This window comes from Mesorhizobium sp. WSM4814, assembly GCF_055811595.1.
The window spans coordinates 1-16,600 of record NZ_JBVVQT010000046.1 but is presented as its reverse complement, the minus strand read 5'-3'; the positions used below and the strand labels follow the sequence as shown (position 1 = coordinate 16,600).

The following is a 16,600-nucleotide window of genomic DNA, read 5'->3' as shown; positions in this document are numbered from 1 at the left end:
TCAAATCCTGTCCCCGCAACCAAATCCACAAAACGGCCCGCATCACGCGGGCCGTTTTGCGTTTGCAGCCTGGCGCGGCCAGTTTGATCCTCATCGAGTTACCCGACGGTGTGGGTCTCGGCAGGCGCCGTTTTCCCGTGTTAAACTGCTTGGCATGGAGATGGACACCGACAAGATCGACAATGCCGTTCTCGGGCTGCTTTGGCTAACGCTACATGAAGAGAGGCGCGCCTGGAAGGGATTGGATTGGGATGCTCTGGATCGCTTGCACCAGAAGGGACTGATCGCCAATCCGGCAAACAAGGCGAAGTCGGTGGTTCTGACAGATGAGGGCTCGCGACGGGCTGAGGAATTGTTCCGCACCCTGTTCACGCGGCCGGCGCCATGAGCGCTGGCTGGCGTTCCAATTCGACAGCAAGAGTCGCGCAGGCAAAACCGACAACCTGCTCGGCAGGCTTATCCCGCAACAATTAGGGTTGGGCGTTCCGCCCGATTACCGTCTGGCGGCGGTGTCCGGTGCGTCGGACCTTCAGTCGAAACCTGCCGTGGTGCTGCCATAAGAGCGTCGCTCAATTCACACGGTTTTCCAACCCCACCGTCAGCGGAATCTCAAGCCCCCGCCGCAATCCCGTCGCAACCACCGACACCCTGAATTTTCCTGCGAGCGCCTTGTCGAAAATGGCGCCGACGATGATGTCGGCATCGGCGTCGACCTCCTCGCGGATGCGCGTGGCGGCTTCGTCGACCTCGAACAGCGTCATGTCAGTGCCGCCCGATATCGAGACAAGGACGCCCTTGGCGCCCATCATCGACGCTTCGTCGAGAAGCGGGTTTGCGATCGCCGCTTCGGCTGCCTTCCTGGCGCGGTCCTCGCCGGTGGCTTCGCCGGTCCCCATCATCGCGCGACCCATATCGCGCATCACCGACTTCACATCGGCAAAGTCGAGATTGATCAGGCCTTCCTTGACGATGAGATCGGTGATGCAGCCGACGCCGGCATATAGTACGCGGTCCGCCATGGCGAAAGCGTCCGCGAACGTCGTCTTGGCATCGGCGATCCTGAAGAGGTTCTGGTTCGGTATGACGATGACGGTATCGGCGCTTTCGCGCAGCCGCTCGATGCCCTCATTGGCGGCATGCATTCGGCGGTTTCCTTCGAAGACGAACGGCTTGGTGACGACGGCCACGGTCAGTATTCCTGCGTTGCGCGCGGCCTGCGCTATGACCGGTGCTGCACCGGTTCCAGTTCCGCCTCCCATGCCTGCGGTCACGAAACACATATGCGTTCCCGCAAGATGGTCCATGATTTCGTCGATAGATTCCACGGCCGCGGCATGGCCGACCTCGGGCAGGGATCCTGCACCAAGGCCTTCCGTGACGTGCGCTCCCAATTGGATCAGCCGCGTTGCCTTCGACATGGTGAGCGCCTGGGCATCGGTGTTGGCAACGATGAACTCGGTGCCCTGCAAGCCTTCGGCGATCATGTTGTTGATGGCGTTGCCGCCACCGCCGCCAACCCCGATGACGGATATTTTGGGCCTCATCTCCGAGATTGTCGGCCTCGTTGCAGTGTTCATTTGCCGTCTCTCCCCTTGAATGCGCAAGCGCAGCGGTCGGTGGAAGGCTTGTTCCCGGCGCGCTGCAAAGATTTTTGACAGTGCGCGAATCAGGACAGCCCAGCGTAACCAAGGGAATCAGACGGTTGAACCGGCTGCAAGGGCAGTATTCGCGCTCGCGCATGTTATGCGCTATTGGTTCGCCCCGTCGGTGCTTCGTGTGGCGGCTGACCGAAAATCGTCCGATGACAACGTCTCCCGTAAAGCCGAGACCGATCTTCCCGTTCTACTTCACGCCGATGCCGGCAGTCAGGCCGCCATCGATCCTGTAGTCCGCCCCGGTGCAGAACCCGGCTTTCGACGAACACAGAAAGGCGATGAGTTCCGCCACTTCCTCCGGCTCGCCGATGCGCCCGATGGGGTGCGCTTCGCCGAAGCGCTTGTAGGCGGCCTCGACATCGGCGTCGGTGCCGTTTTCGCCGCGCGCCGCCTTTTCCAGGATCGGGGTGCGGATCGAGCCCGGGCTGACGGAATTGACGCGAATGCCGGAGCGCGCGTGGTCGAGCGCCAGAGCGCGCGTCAATGTGTGGATGGCGCCCTTGGTCGTGGCATAGGCGGCGACGTTCTGCTGGCAGGCGAAACCTTGCACCGAAGCCACGTTGACGATGGCGCCGCCGCCTCGCCTGATCATTTCCGGAATACCGAAATGCGCGGTCAGGTAGATCGAGCCGACATTGACGGACATCGCCCGGTTCCAGATGTCGAAATCGGTGCTAACAGCGGTGCCATACGGATGGACCGCCGCGGAATTGACGATGATATCGAGGCCGCCGAACCGTTCAACACCGGCTGCGACCGCGTCGCGGACCTGATCCGGCACGGAGACGTCGACGGCCACGACCAGCGCCTCGGCGCCGGAGCTGCCCAGTTCCGCTCTCATCGCCGTGTTGGCCGCGCGGTCGATGCCGCAGGCGATGATCGCCGCCCCGCCCGCCGCAAGACGTCTGGCGGTTGCCAGGCCGATCCCGGTCGTCCCCGTCACCAGAGCAATCTTGCCGTCGAAATCCTTCATGGCGCAAACTCCTTTAATTTGACTTCCATTGTGGCCCAACAATACGGTTCCGTTTTATCGCAAAGGAAAAGCCTCGATGGAACAATGCTGGCGCTGGTATGGCCCTGACGACCCGGTGACGCTCGATCATGTCAAGCAGGCCGGAGCCACGGGCGTCGTATCCGCCCTGCATAATATCTATGACGGCCGCGCCTGGCCTTTGACGGACATTTTGGAGCGCAAGCGGGTCATCGAGGCCGAAGGGCTGACCTGGTCGGTTGTGGAGAGCATTCCCGTCCACAATTCGATCAAGATCGGCTCGGCGGAACGGCTTCGCTATGTCGGCTGGTACAAGGACACGATCCGTGCGCTCGCCAAGGCTGGCATTGCGACGATCTGCTATAACTTCATGCCGGTGGTCGACTGGACCCGCACCGACCTTGCCTATCGGCTTCCAACGACGGGCTACGCACTGCGGTTCGATGCGATCGATTTTGCCGCCTACGACCTGTTCGTCCTGAAGCGCAGGAATGCCGAATTCGGCTACAGCGCGGCACGTATCGCGGAAGCGGAATCGCGACTGAAGGAATTGAGCGAAGAGCAGATCGACAGGATCGAGCGCAATCTCATTGCCGGCCTGCCGGCAACCGAGCGCAGCTACGACCGTGATAGTTTTCGCGAGGCATTGGCGGAATATGACTCGATCGGGCCGAAGGAGCTGCGCGACAATCTGGCCTGGTTTTTGCGCGAGATCATTCCGGTGGCCGAGCATGAGGGGGTGCGCATGTGCATCCATCCCGACGACCCGCCATTCTCGCTCTATGGCCTGCCACGGATCGTTTCGACCGCCGAGGACGCGCGTTTCATCCTCAACGCCGTCGACAGCCCGGCCAACGGCCTGACATTCTGCACCGGTTCCTACGGTACGCGCGCAGACAACGACATTGTCGGCATGATCAAGGAGTTCGCCGACCGGATCCATTTCGTCCATCTGCGCAATGTAACCATCGAGGATGACGGCTCCTTCCATGAAGCCGAGCATCTGGAGGGCGGCACCGACATGGCGCATGTCATCCTCGCTTTGATGCAGGAAGAGACGCGCCGCCGAAGGGAAGGTCGCGCTGATTGGCGGATTCCCATGCGACCCGATCATGGCCATCTGCTCGCCGACGATATCGGCAAGACCAGGATCAACCCCGGCTATTCTTTGATCGGCCGCCTGAAAGGCCTGGCCGAGCTGCGTGGCATCATGCGCGCCGTGGAACGTTTTGAGCTGGCCTGAGGATCGCAACCGGAAGCCTAAACAGTTTTCTTATGTGAAAATATCTTGCCCAGGTGAAAATACCTGCTAGTAATCCCGGATATGGCTCTCGCCCGGTTCAGGGAGGTTTTTGCAGGAATGACAAGGCTGCGCGGTCTGGCGTGGGATCATCGACGCTGCTGGGGACCGCTCGACGCCAGCATCGAGACGTATTGCGCCAACAATCCCGCTCTGGAAATCGAATGGGACCGCCGCAGCCTCTACGAATTCGGCGAGGGCGTGCTTGGTCCGGTGCTCGGCGCCTATGATCTGATCGTATTCGACCATCCCTTCATCGGCGACATTGCCGACGGCGAACTGATGGTGCCGTTCGACGGCTATCTCTCGGCGGAACAGCGCAGCTTGTTCGAGCGCGACTCGGTCGGCGCGTCCTGGCGATCCTACGCAAGAAACGGCCGTCAGTGGGCACTGCCGATCGATGCCGCCTGCCAGATCGCTTCATATCGCCCGGATCTCCTGGAGCGCTACGCAACAGTGCCCACTACCCAGGAAGAGGTGCTGGAACTTGGCCGGCGCGCGCGCAAGGACGGCAAGTGGCTTGGCCTGCCGTTCGTGTCGACCGACGCCATGTGCCTGCTCTTGACGCTCGGCCATCCGCAGGAAAACGGCGAGGAGTTCATTGCAAGGGAGAAGGTCGAGCAGGCTGTCGCGCAGTTGCGCCAGCTTGCCGAGCTGTCGCATCCGAATTCGTCGAAATGGAATCCGATCCGCTGCTATGACCACATGATCGCGCATGACGATGTGGTCTATGTGCCGTTCGCCTTCGGCTATGTGAACTATGCCTCGAAAGCCGACCGGCCGTATCTGCGTTGCGCCGACGTGCCGACCCCGCGATCCGCCGGCGCCTTGCTCGGTGGTGCCGGCATCGGGGTCAGCGCCCAGTCGAAACACAAACAGGCCGCCATCGACTACGCGCTTTTTCTGTGCTCGCCCGGCTACCAGCGCGGCGACTACGTGAAAGCAGGCGGACAGCCGGGATCGCTGGCGGCTTGGAAGGACGCCGACGTCAACGATTTTTCTGGCAATTTCTTCAGTTCGACGCTGGCGACGATCGAAGCGTCCTACCTGCGCCCGACACATCCAGGCTTCATCGCCTTTTTCCGCGAATGCGCGCCGCATGCGGCCGCTGCCATCGCCGGCGACATGCCCGCGACGGAGCTCGCGGACCGGCTGAACCGCCTTTACCGCGAGACCAGGCAAACCCAGCCGGAACGGAGCGTCGCATAATGGCCGCCGACATAGCCCAGATCGTCGATGAAGGCGAAAGCAGCCGCAACGGATATCGGGTGCCGGCAGTGGAAAAGGCGCTCGATGTCTTGGAGTTCATGGCGTCCAGCGCCGAGCCGCTGACCCAGACCGAAATCGCTGCCGGCCTGGGACGCTCCATCCACGAGATATACCGCATCCTGCTTCTGCTGGAGAAGCGCGGCTACATCTTCCGGACGCAATCCGATCGCTTCCGGCTTTCGCTAAAGCTGTTCGAGCTGGCGCATATGCATCCGCCGGTAAACCGGCTGGTCGAATGCGCGCTGCCGGTGATGCGCGAGCTCTCGGCCAATACCGATCAAAGCTGTCATCTGGTCGTTCGCGAAGGCGAGAGCGCGCTGGTGGTGCTGCAGATCGATTCGCCTTTGCCGATGCGCTACTCGGTCGCGCTCGGCTCACATTTCCCGATCCTTGAAACGAGCTCCGGCGCGGTGCTGCTCGCGCATTCGAACCGCGCCGAGCGTGACCGCATCGTCGAGCGGATCGTCGCTGCCGGCGAAGGGCAGGGCACGCGGGCCGAAATCGAAGCGCGGCTGAACGAAGTCGCAGGGCTCGGCTACGAGATGCGCGCCTCGCTGGCCGTCGAGGCCTGCACCAATGTCTCGATGCCGGTGCGCGATCACACCGGTGCGGTCATTGCCGCGCTGACCATACCATTCCTGCCGCAGAAAGCCGCGCGCTTCGATCGCGAGACCGTCTTCGAACGGGCGAAGGCGGCCGCCGAGACGATATCGGCGGCGTTAGGCGCGGGTGAAGCCATCGCCTCCTCACGTGCGGACCCGGAACGGCGGGACTATCCGTTCAGCAACTAACAAGACGATAAATAGGGAGAAGAAGATGAACTGGTCCAAGTCAATCCTGTTTGCTTCGGCGGCCGTGCTGGCTCTGAGCGCCGCTGCCGCGCAGGCCGAAAACATGCCGAAGCGCATCGGCTACGTCACCAACTACGCCACCCATGAGTGGTATCAGAACGTCATCAGGGGCATGCAGGCCCGTGCCAAGGAACTCGGCATCGAGCTTGAGGTGCAGGACGCCAATCTCGATATCGCCAAGCAGGTTTCTGCCGCGGAAGACTTCATGGCCAAGGGCGTCGACGTGCTGATCGTCACGCCCGTCAATGAGGAGGGCGTCGTGCCGCTGCTGCGCCAGGCGAAGTCCAATGACGTCCCGGTCGTTCTGGAAGGCAATCCGGTCAAGGGCATGACGACGATGGTCGCGATCTGCGACTATGATACCGGATACACGGCCGGCGTCGAAGCAGGCAAATACGCCAAGGAAAAGCTCGGCGGCAAAGCCCAGGTGATGAATGTCGGCCTGCCGCTCCTGTCGGCGACCGTCCTGCGCTCGCAAGGCTTCATGGATGGCCTCAAGACCATCATCCCCGACGCGGTCATGGTCCACGACCTCGACGGCGGCGGCAATCCCGACCGCGCGCTCGAAGTGTCCTCGGCGGCACTGGCCAAGAATGCCGACATCAACATCATCTATGGCATCAACGATTCCTCTTCGCTGGGCGGCCTGCAGGCCTGGAAAGCGGCCGGCAAGTCGCAGGACAATTTGTTGACAGTCGGCACGGGTGGCGAAGGCCTTGCCTTCATCAATGCCATACAGAACGAGCCATCCTACCGTATCGAAGCCGCGATGTTCCCGGAAAAGGAAGGCTACACCGCTATCGATGCCGCAGTGAAGCTGTTCAACGGCGAAGAGGTGCCCGAGCACATCGTCAGCCCGACCGCGCCTATGAAAGGCGACGACTGGAAGAAGTACTACGATTATGACGGCACTGTCCGGACGATCAAATGGGACGCCGTCAATGCGCTCCAGCCGCCGGAAAAGTGCATGAAAACCTCCGCCGATCTGAAGAAGTAAGAATTTCGGGTGCCCTTCCCGCACGGCGGGAAGGGCAGGGATCGGATGCCGACGGCAAACAGGTTAACCGCCCGGTTTCGGGCCTGCAGGTTTCCATATGGCGGCGGCGCCGACGCCGCCCGGAATGAATGGAAAATGAGCGAGCTTACGCAATCTTCCGCGCCAAGGCGTTTCATCGTCGGCCAGCTATTGGGCAGCAGCCAGCTCGTGTTAGGCGTGATTCTGGCCATGCTCTGCATCGCCATCTCGATGGTGGCGCCACAGTTCTATTCCGAGGCCAATATCATTGCCATCCTGCGCCAATGCGCGCTGGTGCTGATCGTTGCCTCGGGCATGACCATGCTGATCATCACCGCCGAAGTCGATCTCTCGGTCGGGGCGTCGCTCGCCTTTGTCGGCTGTATCGGCATGGCAGTGCTGAATTCGACGCACAATCTCGCACTCGGCATGTTGGCAGCACTCGCCTTTGCCGGTGGGGTCGGCCTGTTCAATGGACTGGTTGTCACCAGGCTCAAGGTGAACTCGCTGATCGCCACCATCGGCACGATGATGATGCTGCAGGGCGGCGTCTATCTGTTCACCCGCGAGGCCGTGCAGAACCACCATCGGCTTATCTCCTTCACTGATCTGGGTGCCGGCTATATCGGCGCGATCCCGTTGCCCGTCGTCATCGCGGTAGTCATCTTCGCCATTGCAGCCGTGACGCTGCGCTTCACCACGCTTGGCCGTTACCTCTATGCGGTCGGCGCCAATGAGCGAGCGGTTCGACTTTCCGGAGTGCGCTCGGAACGCCTGAAACTGTTTGCCTTCGTCGTCACCGGCCTGTGCGTCGGGGTTGCCGGCATGATCCTGTCGTCGCTGATGAATGCGGGCCAGCCAACCGCCGGACGTGGCTTCGAGCTGACGGTTATCGCCGCCGTCATCCTCGGCGGCACCAGCCTGCTCGGCGGGCGCGGCACGCTGTTCGGCACGCTGCTCGGCGTTCTGGTGCTGAAGGTCATCGACAACGGCATCATCATTCTCGGCTGGAACCAGGATCTGCAGATGGTGGTGCCCGGCGTGGTGATCATTCTGGCGACCTATCTCGACATCATCCGGAACAGAGCCAATGTCGGTTGATTTCCTTCACTCCAGCGAAGGCGCGGCCGTCGACACAGGCGTGCCGGCGCTCGAGATGCGCGGCATCGGCAAGCGCTTTCCGGGCGTGGTGGCGCTGGACAACGTCGACCTCACGCTGGAGCCCGGCAAGATCCACGCCTTGATGGGCGAGAACGGTGCCGGCAAGTCAACGCTCATCAAGATCATGGCCGGGGTCTACGGCAAGGATGCCGGCATCATCCGCATGCGCGGCCGCGAGCTCGACATCAAGTCCCCGCGCGACAGCCTGAAAGAGGGCATCAAGGTCGTCTTCCAGGAGATCGCGCTGATCTCCGAGTTCACCGTCGCCGAGAATATCTTCCTCGAAGGCTATCCGACCGGAAAGGGCGGCTCGATCGACTGGCGAAAGATCCGCGCGGATTCCGCCGCGCTGTTCAACCGCATCGGTTTTAACGTCGATCCGGCGGCGCGGACGGGATCGCTGCCGGTCAGCCAGCAGCAGATGGTCGAGATCGCCCGCGCGCTCGCCCACGAAGCCCGCGTCGTGGTGATGGACGAGCCGACGTCGTCGCTGACACCGAATGAGATTTCGCTGCTGTTCACCGTCATCCGTCGGCTGGCCGCACTCGGCATTGCGGTGCTCTATGTCAGCCACAAGCTCGACGAGGTTTTCGAGATCGCCGACACGGTCACTGTTCTGCGCGACGGCCGGCACGTCTCGACCAGGCCAATCGGTGATCACACCAACGACACGCTGATCCAGGACATGATCGGCCGGCGCATTGAAAGCCTGTTTCCCCGCAAGCGCGGCGCGCCGGGCAGCAAGGTCGCCCTTTCCGTGCAAGGGCTCAGCACGGCGAAGAAGCTGAAGGGCGTGTCCTTCGAAGCGCATGCCGGCGAAGTCCTCGGCTTCTTCGGCTTGATGGGGGCCGGGCGAACCGAGCTCGCCAAGGCGATCGTCGGCTTCGATCCGGTCACCTCCGGCACGATTTCCGTCGACGGTCATCGCTTGATGCCGCATGACACGCACACCGGCGTCCGGCTCGGCATCGGCCTGCTCACCGAGGACCGCAAGAGCGAAGGGCTGATGGGCGATTTGCCGGTTTACCAGAATGCCAGCCTCGCCTCGCTCGGCGCCTTCGCCAGCATGGGCTTCATCGACAAGGCCAGGGAACGCAAGGCGGTTCAAGACTATGTCGACCGTTTCCGCATCAGGACGCCCAGCTTGTTCCAGCAGGTGAAGAACCTGTCCGGCGGCAATCAGCAGAAGGTGCTGATCTCGCGCTGGCTGATGCGGGGCCTCAAGGTGATCGTCGTCGACGAGCCGACCCGTGGTATAGATGTCGGCGCCAAGTCGGAGATCTTCGCGCTCATCGACCGGCTCGCCGGCGAAGGCCTGGCGGTCGTCATGATGACGTCGGAAATGCCCGAGCTGCTGGGACTTGCCGACCGCGTCGCGGTGATGTGCGAAGGCCGGCTCACCGCGATCATGTCCCGCGACGACGCCACGCAGGAGAAAATCCTCAATGCAGCGATCGGATAAGACCATGTCGCCTCGCGGCAGCATTCCCTGTCATTCGGCCGACGCCTTCGAAGGGAGCAAGCGATGAGCCTTGCAAGCACCGATACGATGAAAGCCGGGCCGTCCATGCTGGCGCGACTCTTGGCGCGGCAGGAGCTGGCGCTGCTCCTCTGCCTCATCCTGGTGATCGCGTTCTTTTCCTTTACCGCCGAGAATTTCTTCTCCGTGCGCAACATCACCAATGTGCTCGGCCAGGCTTCGCTGGCGCTCACCGCCGGCATCGGCTGCGCCATCGTCTTCATCTCCGGCGAGGTCGACATTTCGTTCGGGTCACTGCTGGCGACCATCGCCCTGCCGCTGATCATCATCATGAACGACACCAACTCGCTTGCGCTCGGCATCAGCGGCGCGCTGCTGTTCGGGCTGATCATCGGTGTGGTGAATGGCTATCTCACCGCCTATGCCGGCATCAACTCGCTGATCGTGACGCTCGGCACAATGTTCATCATGCGCGGTGGCGTGTATCTTTATACCGGCCAGCGCGCGATCCCCGACGATGCCGCTCTCGACAGCTTCATCGCGCTGTCGGATGGCCGCCTGTTCAATGTCGTACCCTATTCGGCGGTGATTGCGATCGTCCTGCTCGTCGCCTTCGCCTACATGATGCAGCACCGGCCGTTTGGACGGCAGATCTATGCCGTCGGCGGCAATCCGGAAGTGGCACGCCTCGCCGGCTATGATGTGCGCCGCGTCAAGTTCATCTGCTTCGTCATCAGCGCGCTGCTGGCGACGGTTGCCGGCATCATCCTGGCGGCCCGCGTCGGCTCGGCGCAGCACACGGCGGGACTGAATTTCGAGTTCCAGGTCGTTGCCGCCACCGTGCTCGGCGGGGTGAGTCTTGCCGGCGGCATCGGCAGCCTGACCGGCATGGCGCTCGGCGTGCTGATCCTGCAGTTCCTGTCCAACGGACTGCGCGGCCTCGGCCTGCCGACCGAATGGCAGCTGGTCATCACCGGCATGATCATCATCGCCGCGGTCGCTTTCGACGAAGCGAAGCGCCGGCGCATCATTGGAGGCTGACATGGATCGTCTCAAGGGGAAAACCGCCGTCATAACGGGCGCCGCCGACGGCATCGGCCATGCGATTGCAGAGGCGATGGCAAGGGAGGGTGCGCATGTCTTCCTGAGCGACATTGCCGACGAGAGGGGTGAACATTTCGCGGCGGAACTGCGCGCGGCCGGCCACGATGCCGACTATTTGCATTGCGACGTGTCGAAGGAGGCCGACATCGCCAATGTCATCGCCACGGCCGTCGGCAAGACCGGCCATCTCGACGTCATGGTCAACAACGCCGCCATCGCCATCGGCGGCATGCCGGTCCACGAGATGACCGAAGAGCAGTGGCACCGCCTGATCGCGGTCAACCTGACCAGCGTCTTCCGCGGCTGCAAATACGCGTTGCCGCACATGATCGCGCAGAAATCGGGCTCGATCATCAACATGGCCTCCGCACAAGGGCATGTCGGGCTCGACGGCTGGACCGCCTATGCCGGCGCCAAGGGCGCGGTGATGGCGATGACACGCCAGATGGCGGTCGAATTCGGCCCGCTCAACATCCGCGTCAACTCGATCTCGCCAGGCACCATCAACACGCCGATGAACGACAGGCTGGTCAGGGAGACCGGCGGCAATCTCGCCAAGGCCTGGGTGAAGATGCATCCGCTCGGCCGCATCGGCGAGCCTTCCGAAGTGGCCGAAGCCGCCGTCTATCTCGCCTCTGACGCTGCCGGCTTCACCACCGGTACCGACCTGCGCGTCGACGGCGGGCTCACCGCCGCGCCACGCTATGTTCCCGATCTGCTTTGAAGACACGAAACGAGAAATGATATGAACAAAGCCCTCGAAGGCGTCCGCATTCTTGATTTCAGCCATCTGCTGCAGGGGCCGTTCGCAACCCAGCTGCTCGGCGACATGGGCGCCGACGTCATCAAGATCGAGCGCGCCGGCGCCGGCGACATGTTCCGCAGCATGACCTTCTTCGCCAAATGGGTCGGCGGTTCCGAGAGCCCGAACTTCCTCGCCTGGAACCGCAACAAGCGCTCCATCGCGCTCAATTTGAAGAGCCGCAAGGTGCATGCGATCATCATGGAGATGGCGAAGGCGGCCGACGTCGTGGTGCAGAATTTTCGCCCCGGCGTACTGGCCAAGCTTGGCTACGGCTACGAGGACTTCAAGGCCATCAATCCCGGCATCATCTATTGCTCGGGCTCCGGCTATGGCGAGGAGGGTCCCTATGTTGAGCGTCCCGGCCAGGACATGCTGATCCAGGGGCTGTCGGGGCTGATTTCCAACACCGGCCGCGGCGACCAGGCTCCCGTTCCGGCGGGTGCTGGTCTCGCCGACCAGATCGGCGCGATGAACATGGTCTACGGCATATTGTCGGCGCTCTACTATCGCGAGAAAACCGGCAAGGGCCAGAAGATCGAGGTCAATCTGCTGGCCGGCCTGCTCGCGCATCTCAACCAGGAATATGTCGCCGTGCTCAATCTCGGCGAAGATTTCGTGCGCCCGAATTCCGGTATCGGCCATCCCGGCATGCAGGCGCCGTTCGGCATCTACGAAACAAAGGACGGCGGCTATTTGTCGATCGCCATGAGCCCGTTCAGGACGCTGTATGAGACATTGGAAGCGCCGCAGCTTGCCGTCTACGACGATCTGAAAACCCTGTTCGACAAGCGCGACGAGGTGTTCGAAAGGGTCAACGCCGAGACCAGGAAGTTTGCGACGCAGGATCTGCTGGGGCGGCTGCTCGCAGTCGACATCTGGTGCGCCGAGGTGAAGGACATAAGACGCGCGGCCGACGATCCGCAGGTCAAGCACATGGGCATGATCACCAGCTACGATCATCCGCGCGGCGGCAAGGTCAGGGTGGTGGCACCTGCAGTCACGATGAGCGAGACGCCGGCAACCATCGAACGGCCGGCGCCATTGGTCGGCCAGCATGGTCGCGAAATCCTGGCCGAGTTCGGCGTCTCCAAGGATGAGATCGCCGCGCTGGAGGCGTCCGGCGACATGACCGTGGACGCTGCCTGACAATGCCCGCCTACCAGACACTCACGGTCGATACCTCGGGCCGCGTCGCCGTCGTCACTTTCAGGCGCGCCGACCAGCTCAATGCCATGAACCGGTTGATGCAAGGCGAGATCACCGGCGCCTTCGAGGCGCTATCGCAGGATGACGGCGTCAGTGCGATCGTGGTGACCGGCGAGGGGCGCGGCTTCATGGCCGGCGCCGACATCAAGGAATATGCCGGCCAGACGGCTGCCGAGTTCGACGCCTTCCAGGCCGCCGGCGCGCGCCTGTATGCGGCGATCGAGAACAACCGCAAGCCGGTGATCGCCGCGGTCAACGGCTTCGCGCTGGGCGGCGGCATGGAGCTGGTGCTGTGTTGCGACATCGTGGTCGCCAGCCAGTTCGCGAAATTCGGCCTGCCGGAGATCAAGCTCGGGCTGATCCCCGGCGGCGGCGGCACACAGCGCAGCGTCCAGAAACTCGGCCGCAACCGCGCCAATCTCCTGCTGATGACCGGAGCCATCGTGCCGGCTTCCGAATTGATCGAGGCCGGACTGGTCAACGAGGTCGTCGACGCCGAAAGGCTGATGCCGCGGGCGCTGGAACTGGCCGAAATGATCGCCGCCGAACCGGCTGCCGCAATCGAAGGACTGAAAGTGCTGACGGCGCATGCGGTGTCTGGCGTCCTGGCTGACGGTCTTGCCATGGAGCGCGACATTCTGGGCAGGCTTTATCGCAGCGAGACCGGCCGGCAGCGGGTTAAGGCCTTTGCCGAGAAAAGCGCTGCGCGGGCGAAGGCTGCGCGATGATATCCCTGGTCAAATCAAACCGGCCCCGCTTCACCGATGTCGAGGGGCTGGCCGCGATGGTCGGAGGCGGCGACGTCTTTGGCGTCGGTGGCCACCATTTCGCCCGGCTGCCGATCGCCTTGCTGCGCGCCATCGCCGGCTCGGGCGTCAAGGATTTGCGCTACGTCTGCTGGGCCGGCGGGCTGCCGCTCGAACTGCTTCTCGAAGCGGATGCGGTAGCGGAAATCGACCTCTGCTTTTCCAGCCTGGATATTTTCGGCCTTCCGCCGCGGTTCCGCGCGGCTGCCGAGACGGATGCCGTGCCGGTTCGCGATTGGACGGCGCTGGCGATGATCCAGGCGCTGCGGGCGGCGCAGCAAAACCTGCCGTCGATGCCGTTCCAGCTTCCGTTGGGCTCGGACATGCTGGCGCGCGTGCCTTGCGCGATCTCTGCGCCCGATCCCATTGCCAGCACCGAGACCGGGTTCATCCCGCCGCTGCGGCTCGATACGTTCGTCGTCCACGCCCAGCGCGCCGATGAGAGCGGCAATGTCCAGATCATCGGGCCAAGGGCGCTCGACTTCGCCATGGCCGGCGCGGCGCGGCAGGTGCTGGTCACGGTCGATGAAATCGTCCCGGTCGGCGCGCTGCGGCATGATGGGCGCCAGAGCATTCTCACCCGCAATCAGGTCTCGGCCATAGCGCTGGCGCCGGGCGGCGCCTATCCGGCCTCGTGCCTGCCGTTCTATGTGACCGATTATCAAGCGTTGTCGGGAGCGTTCGCGACCAGGGAAACGCCTTTGGCGGACACGCTGCGCCTGCCTTCCGAAGGCGTGCCGGAGCCGGTTCAAAAAGCTGCGAAAGTCCGAGCTGAAACGGCCCTCGCAATGCCCGCGCTTGTGCACGGCGAAAAGAAGGCGTCCATCGACGAGATCATCGCCGCCCGCATCGCCGCCGAACTCGACAATGAGAGCTTTGCCAGCGCCGGCGCGGTGTCGCCGCTGGCCAACGTCGCCTACCGGCTGGCAAAGGCGACGCACGCGCCGGACATGATCATCGCGACGATGAGTTGCGGCCATCTCGATATCGCGCCTAGCCCAATGATCCTGTCGCTGATCGAAAGCCTCGATTGCGAGACGGCGGTGGCGCATGCCGGTGGCGACGACACCTATTCGACCTACTATCAGGCCGGTGCGGTGACGCATGAGATCGTCGGCGCCGCGCAGGTCGATCGACGCGGCCGTGTCAACACCATTACGCTGCGCAAGCGCGACGGCGGCCTCATCCGGCTGCCAGGGCAGGGCGGCATGGCCGACGTCGCCAACATGCATCGCGACTATTTGCTCTACATTCCCCGCCATTCGGTGCAGTCGCTGGTAGACGACGTCGAGATCGCCAGTTCGGCGCGCGGCCTGCTCACCCAGAATGAACGCGAGCCGATGGGCTATCGGACCGGTGAGGCGCTGGTGTTCACCGATCTTTGTGTGTTTCGACTCGACCGATCGACCCGGGAATTGATCGTCATCGAAACCATGCCTGATATCACGCAGCAGCAGATCCGTGATGCCACCGGCTTTCCGGTGACATTCGATGCCGACTGCCGGAAGGTCCCGCTCCCTTCGGATGCTACGCTCGCCATCCTGCGAAACAGGATCGATCCCCTCGGTCTGCGCCGCCTGGAATTCGTCAGTGCCAAGGAACGTGGTGCGCTGATTGCCGAGATTCTCGCGGCCGACCGCATCATGCTCGAGCGCTGCATCGCGGCGCAGACCGCAGGAGGCTGAGTAGCGCCACGCCTCGATCGTTCCCGATCGATCGATGTCGGGTAAACCCTAAGGCCGATGGCTTGACGCAACAAGCTCGGCCTTGCGCCGCGCCGTCTCCAGCCCGATGGCGATGAAGCGGCGCGCATGCCGGGCCAGCTCCATATTGTCGGCCCACAGATTGCGCCAGATGGCGGTTTTCTTCGACAGGTTCTCGTCGACGATCTCCGACGAGAAGGATTCGAAGCTGAGGTCGTCGCCATAGCCGATTGCGGTCAGCGCATCGAAGATCGCGGCAAAGTCGATGTTGCCGGTGCCGAGGAAGCCGCGATGGCTCTCGCCGATATGGACATAGCCGATCTTTTTGGCGGCGTGGCGGATGGCCAACCCGACATCCGCCTCCTCGATGTTCATATGGAACGTATCGAGATGCAGAAAAATGTTGTCGGAACCGGTGTCCTCGATGAAGGCCAACCCTTGCGCCGCGGTGTTGAGCAGATTGCTCTCGAAGCGGTTGACGATTTCGAGGTTGAGGGTGACGCCGGCGGCCTTGGCGGTCTCCGCGACCTTGGCAAGCGTGGCGGCACTGCGGTTCCATTGATCGCGCGTCGGCGCCTCAGTCTGCAATCCATGGCTGGTGCTGAGGATGCCGGCGACCTTCCGGCCGCCGAGATCCCGGGTGAGCGCGATCGTGTCATTGAGGACTTCGACGCCGCGCGCGGCAATCGCCTTGTCGGCGCTTGAAATGTCGCCGTCGGGCGGCAGCCCGATGCTGATCGCCACGCCGAGATCGAGCTCGGCGATGCGCTTGGCCAGCCCGCCAACATCGACATTGGCAGGGTCAAGATAGGAGAATTCGATCAGGTCGAAGCCCGCCTCCCTGGTGTTGGCCAGCGTCCGTTCGAGGTCGTCTTGCGCCGAGCTCGCCGACCAGACGAAAGAGTGGATTCCAATGCGCGACATGATCGTCTCCTGCTGCTCGAGAGCATCGGACCCAAGAAGTGGGAACCGGTTTTGCGAATAATCCGATGCTCAAACAAAAATTGGTGCGGCCGGTCACCCCGCCGCCCCAGCCGTTGGTGGCTTTAGCTATCGGGCCGCGGGCCCGCCCGTTTTGTCCTTAAGGGTCTGGTGCGGGGTACGCGGCGGGGGGCGCCGCCCCGGGGCCCCGCCGCGGCGCCGCCACGGGCCCCCGCAACGCGGGCGCCCGTGGGCCTGCTGACGGCCCGGCATGTCGACGATATCGAGCAGCGCGGCAATGCGCTGCCGGGCCTCGCGTCCGCCGATGCCATG

The 16,600-nt window shown here is 63.0% G+C and carries 15 protein-coding genes; 12 read left to right on the top strand and 3 right to left on the bottom strand.

The window, feature by feature from the left end:
- Positions 1–154 precede the first annotated feature (154 nt).
- Positions 155–388 (top strand): DUF6429 family protein, encoded by a 234-nt coding sequence (locus AC0L2V_RS31590; RefSeq protein WP_473510921.1) that lies wholly within the window; start codon positions 155–157, stop codon positions 386–388.
- Positions 389–569: 181 nt separating this feature from the next.
- On the opposite strand, the gene ftsZ is transcribed toward AC0L2V_RS31590, so the two are convergent.
- Both ftsZ and AC0L2V_RS31580 read right to left on the bottom strand, forming a co-directional pair.
- Positions 570–1,577, bottom strand: a complete 1,008-nt coding sequence (gene ftsZ / locus AC0L2V_RS31585) for a cell division protein FtsZ (protein WP_023797312.1) — start codon at positions 1,575–1,577, stop codon at positions 570–572.
- A gap of 265 nt (positions 1,578–1,842) precedes the next feature.
- Positions 1,843–2,628, bottom strand: coding sequence for an SDR family NAD(P)-dependent oxidoreductase (locus AC0L2V_RS31580; protein WP_091595352.1), 786 nt, complete (start codon positions 2,626–2,628; stop codon positions 1,843–1,845).
- 76 nt (positions 2,629–2,704) lie between these two features.
- Here AC0L2V_RS31580 and uxuA point away from each other — a divergent pair, with 76 nt between their 5' ends.
- From uxuA to AC0L2V_RS31525, 11 genes are all read left to right on the top strand, one after another.
- Positions 2,705–3,889 carry a mannonate dehydratase gene (gene uxuA, locus AC0L2V_RS31575; protein ID WP_473510920.1) on the top strand — a complete coding sequence of 395 codons (1,185 nt, stop codon included), beginning with the start codon at positions 2,705–2,707 and terminating at the stop codon, positions 3,887–3,889.
- A 117-nt stretch (positions 3,890–4,006) separates the two neighbouring features.
- Positions 4,007–5,155: an extracellular solute-binding protein gene (locus tag AC0L2V_RS31570; protein ID WP_473517762.1), complete on the top strand. Its 1,149-nt coding sequence runs from the start codon at positions 4,007–4,009 to the stop codon at positions 5,153–5,155.
- Complete coding sequence (locus AC0L2V_RS31565; protein WP_473510916.1) at positions 5,155–6,006, top strand: IclR family transcriptional regulator; 852 nt, start codon at positions 5,155–5,157, stop codon at positions 6,004–6,006. The genes AC0L2V_RS31570 and AC0L2V_RS31565 overlap by 1 nt, the downstream gene beginning before the upstream one ends.
- Positions 6,007–6,031: 25 nt before the next feature.
- Complete coding sequence (locus AC0L2V_RS31560; protein WP_473510915.1) at positions 6,032–7,063, top strand: sugar ABC transporter substrate-binding protein; 1,032 nt, start codon at positions 6,032–6,034, stop codon at positions 7,061–7,063.
- Positions 7,064–7,198: 135 nt separating this feature from the next.
- Positions 7,199–8,182 (top strand): ABC transporter permease, encoded by a 984-nt coding sequence (locus AC0L2V_RS31555; protein ID WP_473522113.1) that lies wholly within the window; start codon positions 7,199–7,201, stop codon positions 8,180–8,182.
- Positions 8,172–9,704, top strand: coding sequence for a sugar ABC transporter ATP-binding protein (locus AC0L2V_RS31550; protein WP_473510911.1), 1,533 nt, complete (start codon positions 8,172–8,174; stop codon positions 9,702–9,704). The genes AC0L2V_RS31555 and AC0L2V_RS31550 overlap by 11 nt, the downstream gene beginning before the upstream one ends.
- Before the next feature lie 63 nt (positions 9,705–9,767).
- Positions 9,768–10,763 (top strand): ABC transporter permease, encoded by a 996-nt coding sequence (locus tag AC0L2V_RS31545; RefSeq protein WP_473493373.1) that lies wholly within the window; start codon positions 9,768–9,770, stop codon positions 10,761–10,763.
- Between the two features lies 1 nt (position 10,764).
- Positions 10,765–11,550 carry an SDR family NAD(P)-dependent oxidoreductase gene (locus tag AC0L2V_RS31540; protein ID WP_473510910.1) on the top strand — a complete coding sequence of 262 codons (786 nt, stop codon included), beginning with the start codon at positions 10,765–10,767 and terminating at the stop codon, positions 11,548–11,550.
- A 21-nt stretch (positions 11,551–11,571) separates the two neighbouring features.
- Positions 11,572–12,777 (top strand): CaiB/BaiF CoA transferase family protein, encoded by a 1,206-nt coding sequence (locus tag AC0L2V_RS31535; RefSeq protein WP_473510908.1) that lies wholly within the window; start codon positions 11,572–11,574, stop codon positions 12,775–12,777.
- Between the two features lie 2 nt (positions 12,778–12,779).
- Positions 12,780–13,565 carry an enoyl-CoA hydratase/isomerase family protein gene (locus AC0L2V_RS31530; protein ID WP_473510906.1) on the top strand — a complete coding sequence of 262 codons (786 nt, stop codon included), beginning with the start codon at positions 12,780–12,782 and terminating at the stop codon, positions 13,563–13,565.
- A complete protein-coding gene (locus AC0L2V_RS31525; protein ID WP_473522112.1) occupies positions 13,562–15,328 on the top strand; it encodes a CoA-transferase in 1,767 nt (588 codons plus the stop codon). The genes AC0L2V_RS31530 and AC0L2V_RS31525 overlap by 4 nt, the downstream gene beginning before the upstream one ends.
- Positions 15,329–15,376: 48 nt before the next feature.
- Here the strand turns inward: AC0L2V_RS31525 and AC0L2V_RS31520 are convergent, their stop codons facing one another.
- Entirely contained in the window at positions 15,377–16,270 is an 894-nt protein-coding gene (locus tag AC0L2V_RS31520) for a sugar phosphate isomerase/epimerase family protein (protein WP_473510902.1), read from the bottom strand.
- Positions 16,271–16,600 lie beyond the last annotated feature (330 nt).

Bases quoted from the DNA above. Each gene is read 5' to 3' on its own strand.
- AC0L2V_RS31590 (WP_473510921.1), top strand. From the start codon at position 155: ATGGAGATGGACACCGACAAGATCGACAATGCCGTTCTCGGGCTGCTT.
- ftsZ (WP_023797312.1), bottom strand. From the start codon at position 1,577: ATGAACACTGCAACGAGGCCGACAATCTCGGAGATGAGGCCCAAAATA.
- AC0L2V_RS31580 (WP_091595352.1), bottom strand. From the start codon at position 2,628: ATGAAGGATTTCGACGGCAAGATTGCTCTGGTGACGGGGACGACCGGG.
- uxuA (WP_473510920.1), top strand. From the start codon at position 2,705: ATGGAACAATGCTGGCGCTGGTATGGCCCTGACGACCCGGTGACGCTC.
- AC0L2V_RS31570 (WP_473517762.1), top strand. From the start codon at position 4,007: ATGACAAGGCTGCGCGGTCTGGCGTGGGATCATCGACGCTGCTGGGGA.
- AC0L2V_RS31565 (WP_473510916.1), top strand. From the start codon at position 5,155: ATGGCCGCCGACATAGCCCAGATCGTCGATGAAGGCGAAAGCAGCCGC.
- AC0L2V_RS31560 (WP_473510915.1), top strand. From the start codon at position 6,032: ATGAACTGGTCCAAGTCAATCCTGTTTGCTTCGGCGGCCGTGCTGGCT.
- AC0L2V_RS31555 (WP_473522113.1), top strand. From the start codon at position 7,199: ATGAGCGAGCTTACGCAATCTTCCGCGCCAAGGCGTTTCATCGTCGGC.
- AC0L2V_RS31550 (WP_473510911.1), top strand. From the start codon at position 8,172: ATGTCGGTTGATTTCCTTCACTCCAGCGAAGGCGCGGCCGTCGACACA.
- AC0L2V_RS31545 (WP_473493373.1), top strand. From the start codon at position 9,768: ATGAGCCTTGCAAGCACCGATACGATGAAAGCCGGGCCGTCCATGCTG.
- AC0L2V_RS31540 (WP_473510910.1), top strand. From the start codon at position 10,765: ATGGATCGTCTCAAGGGGAAAACCGCCGTCATAACGGGCGCCGCCGAC.
- AC0L2V_RS31535 (WP_473510908.1), top strand. From the start codon at position 11,572: ATGAACAAAGCCCTCGAAGGCGTCCGCATTCTTGATTTCAGCCATCTG.
- AC0L2V_RS31530 (WP_473510906.1), top strand. From the start codon at position 12,780: ATGCCCGCCTACCAGACACTCACGGTCGATACCTCGGGCCGCGTCGCC.
- AC0L2V_RS31525 (WP_473522112.1), top strand. From the start codon at position 13,562: ATGATATCCCTGGTCAAATCAAACCGGCCCCGCTTCACCGATGTCGAG.
- AC0L2V_RS31520 (WP_473510902.1), bottom strand. From the start codon at position 16,270: ATGTCGCGCATTGGAATCCACTCTTTCGTCTGGTCGGCGAGCTCGGCG.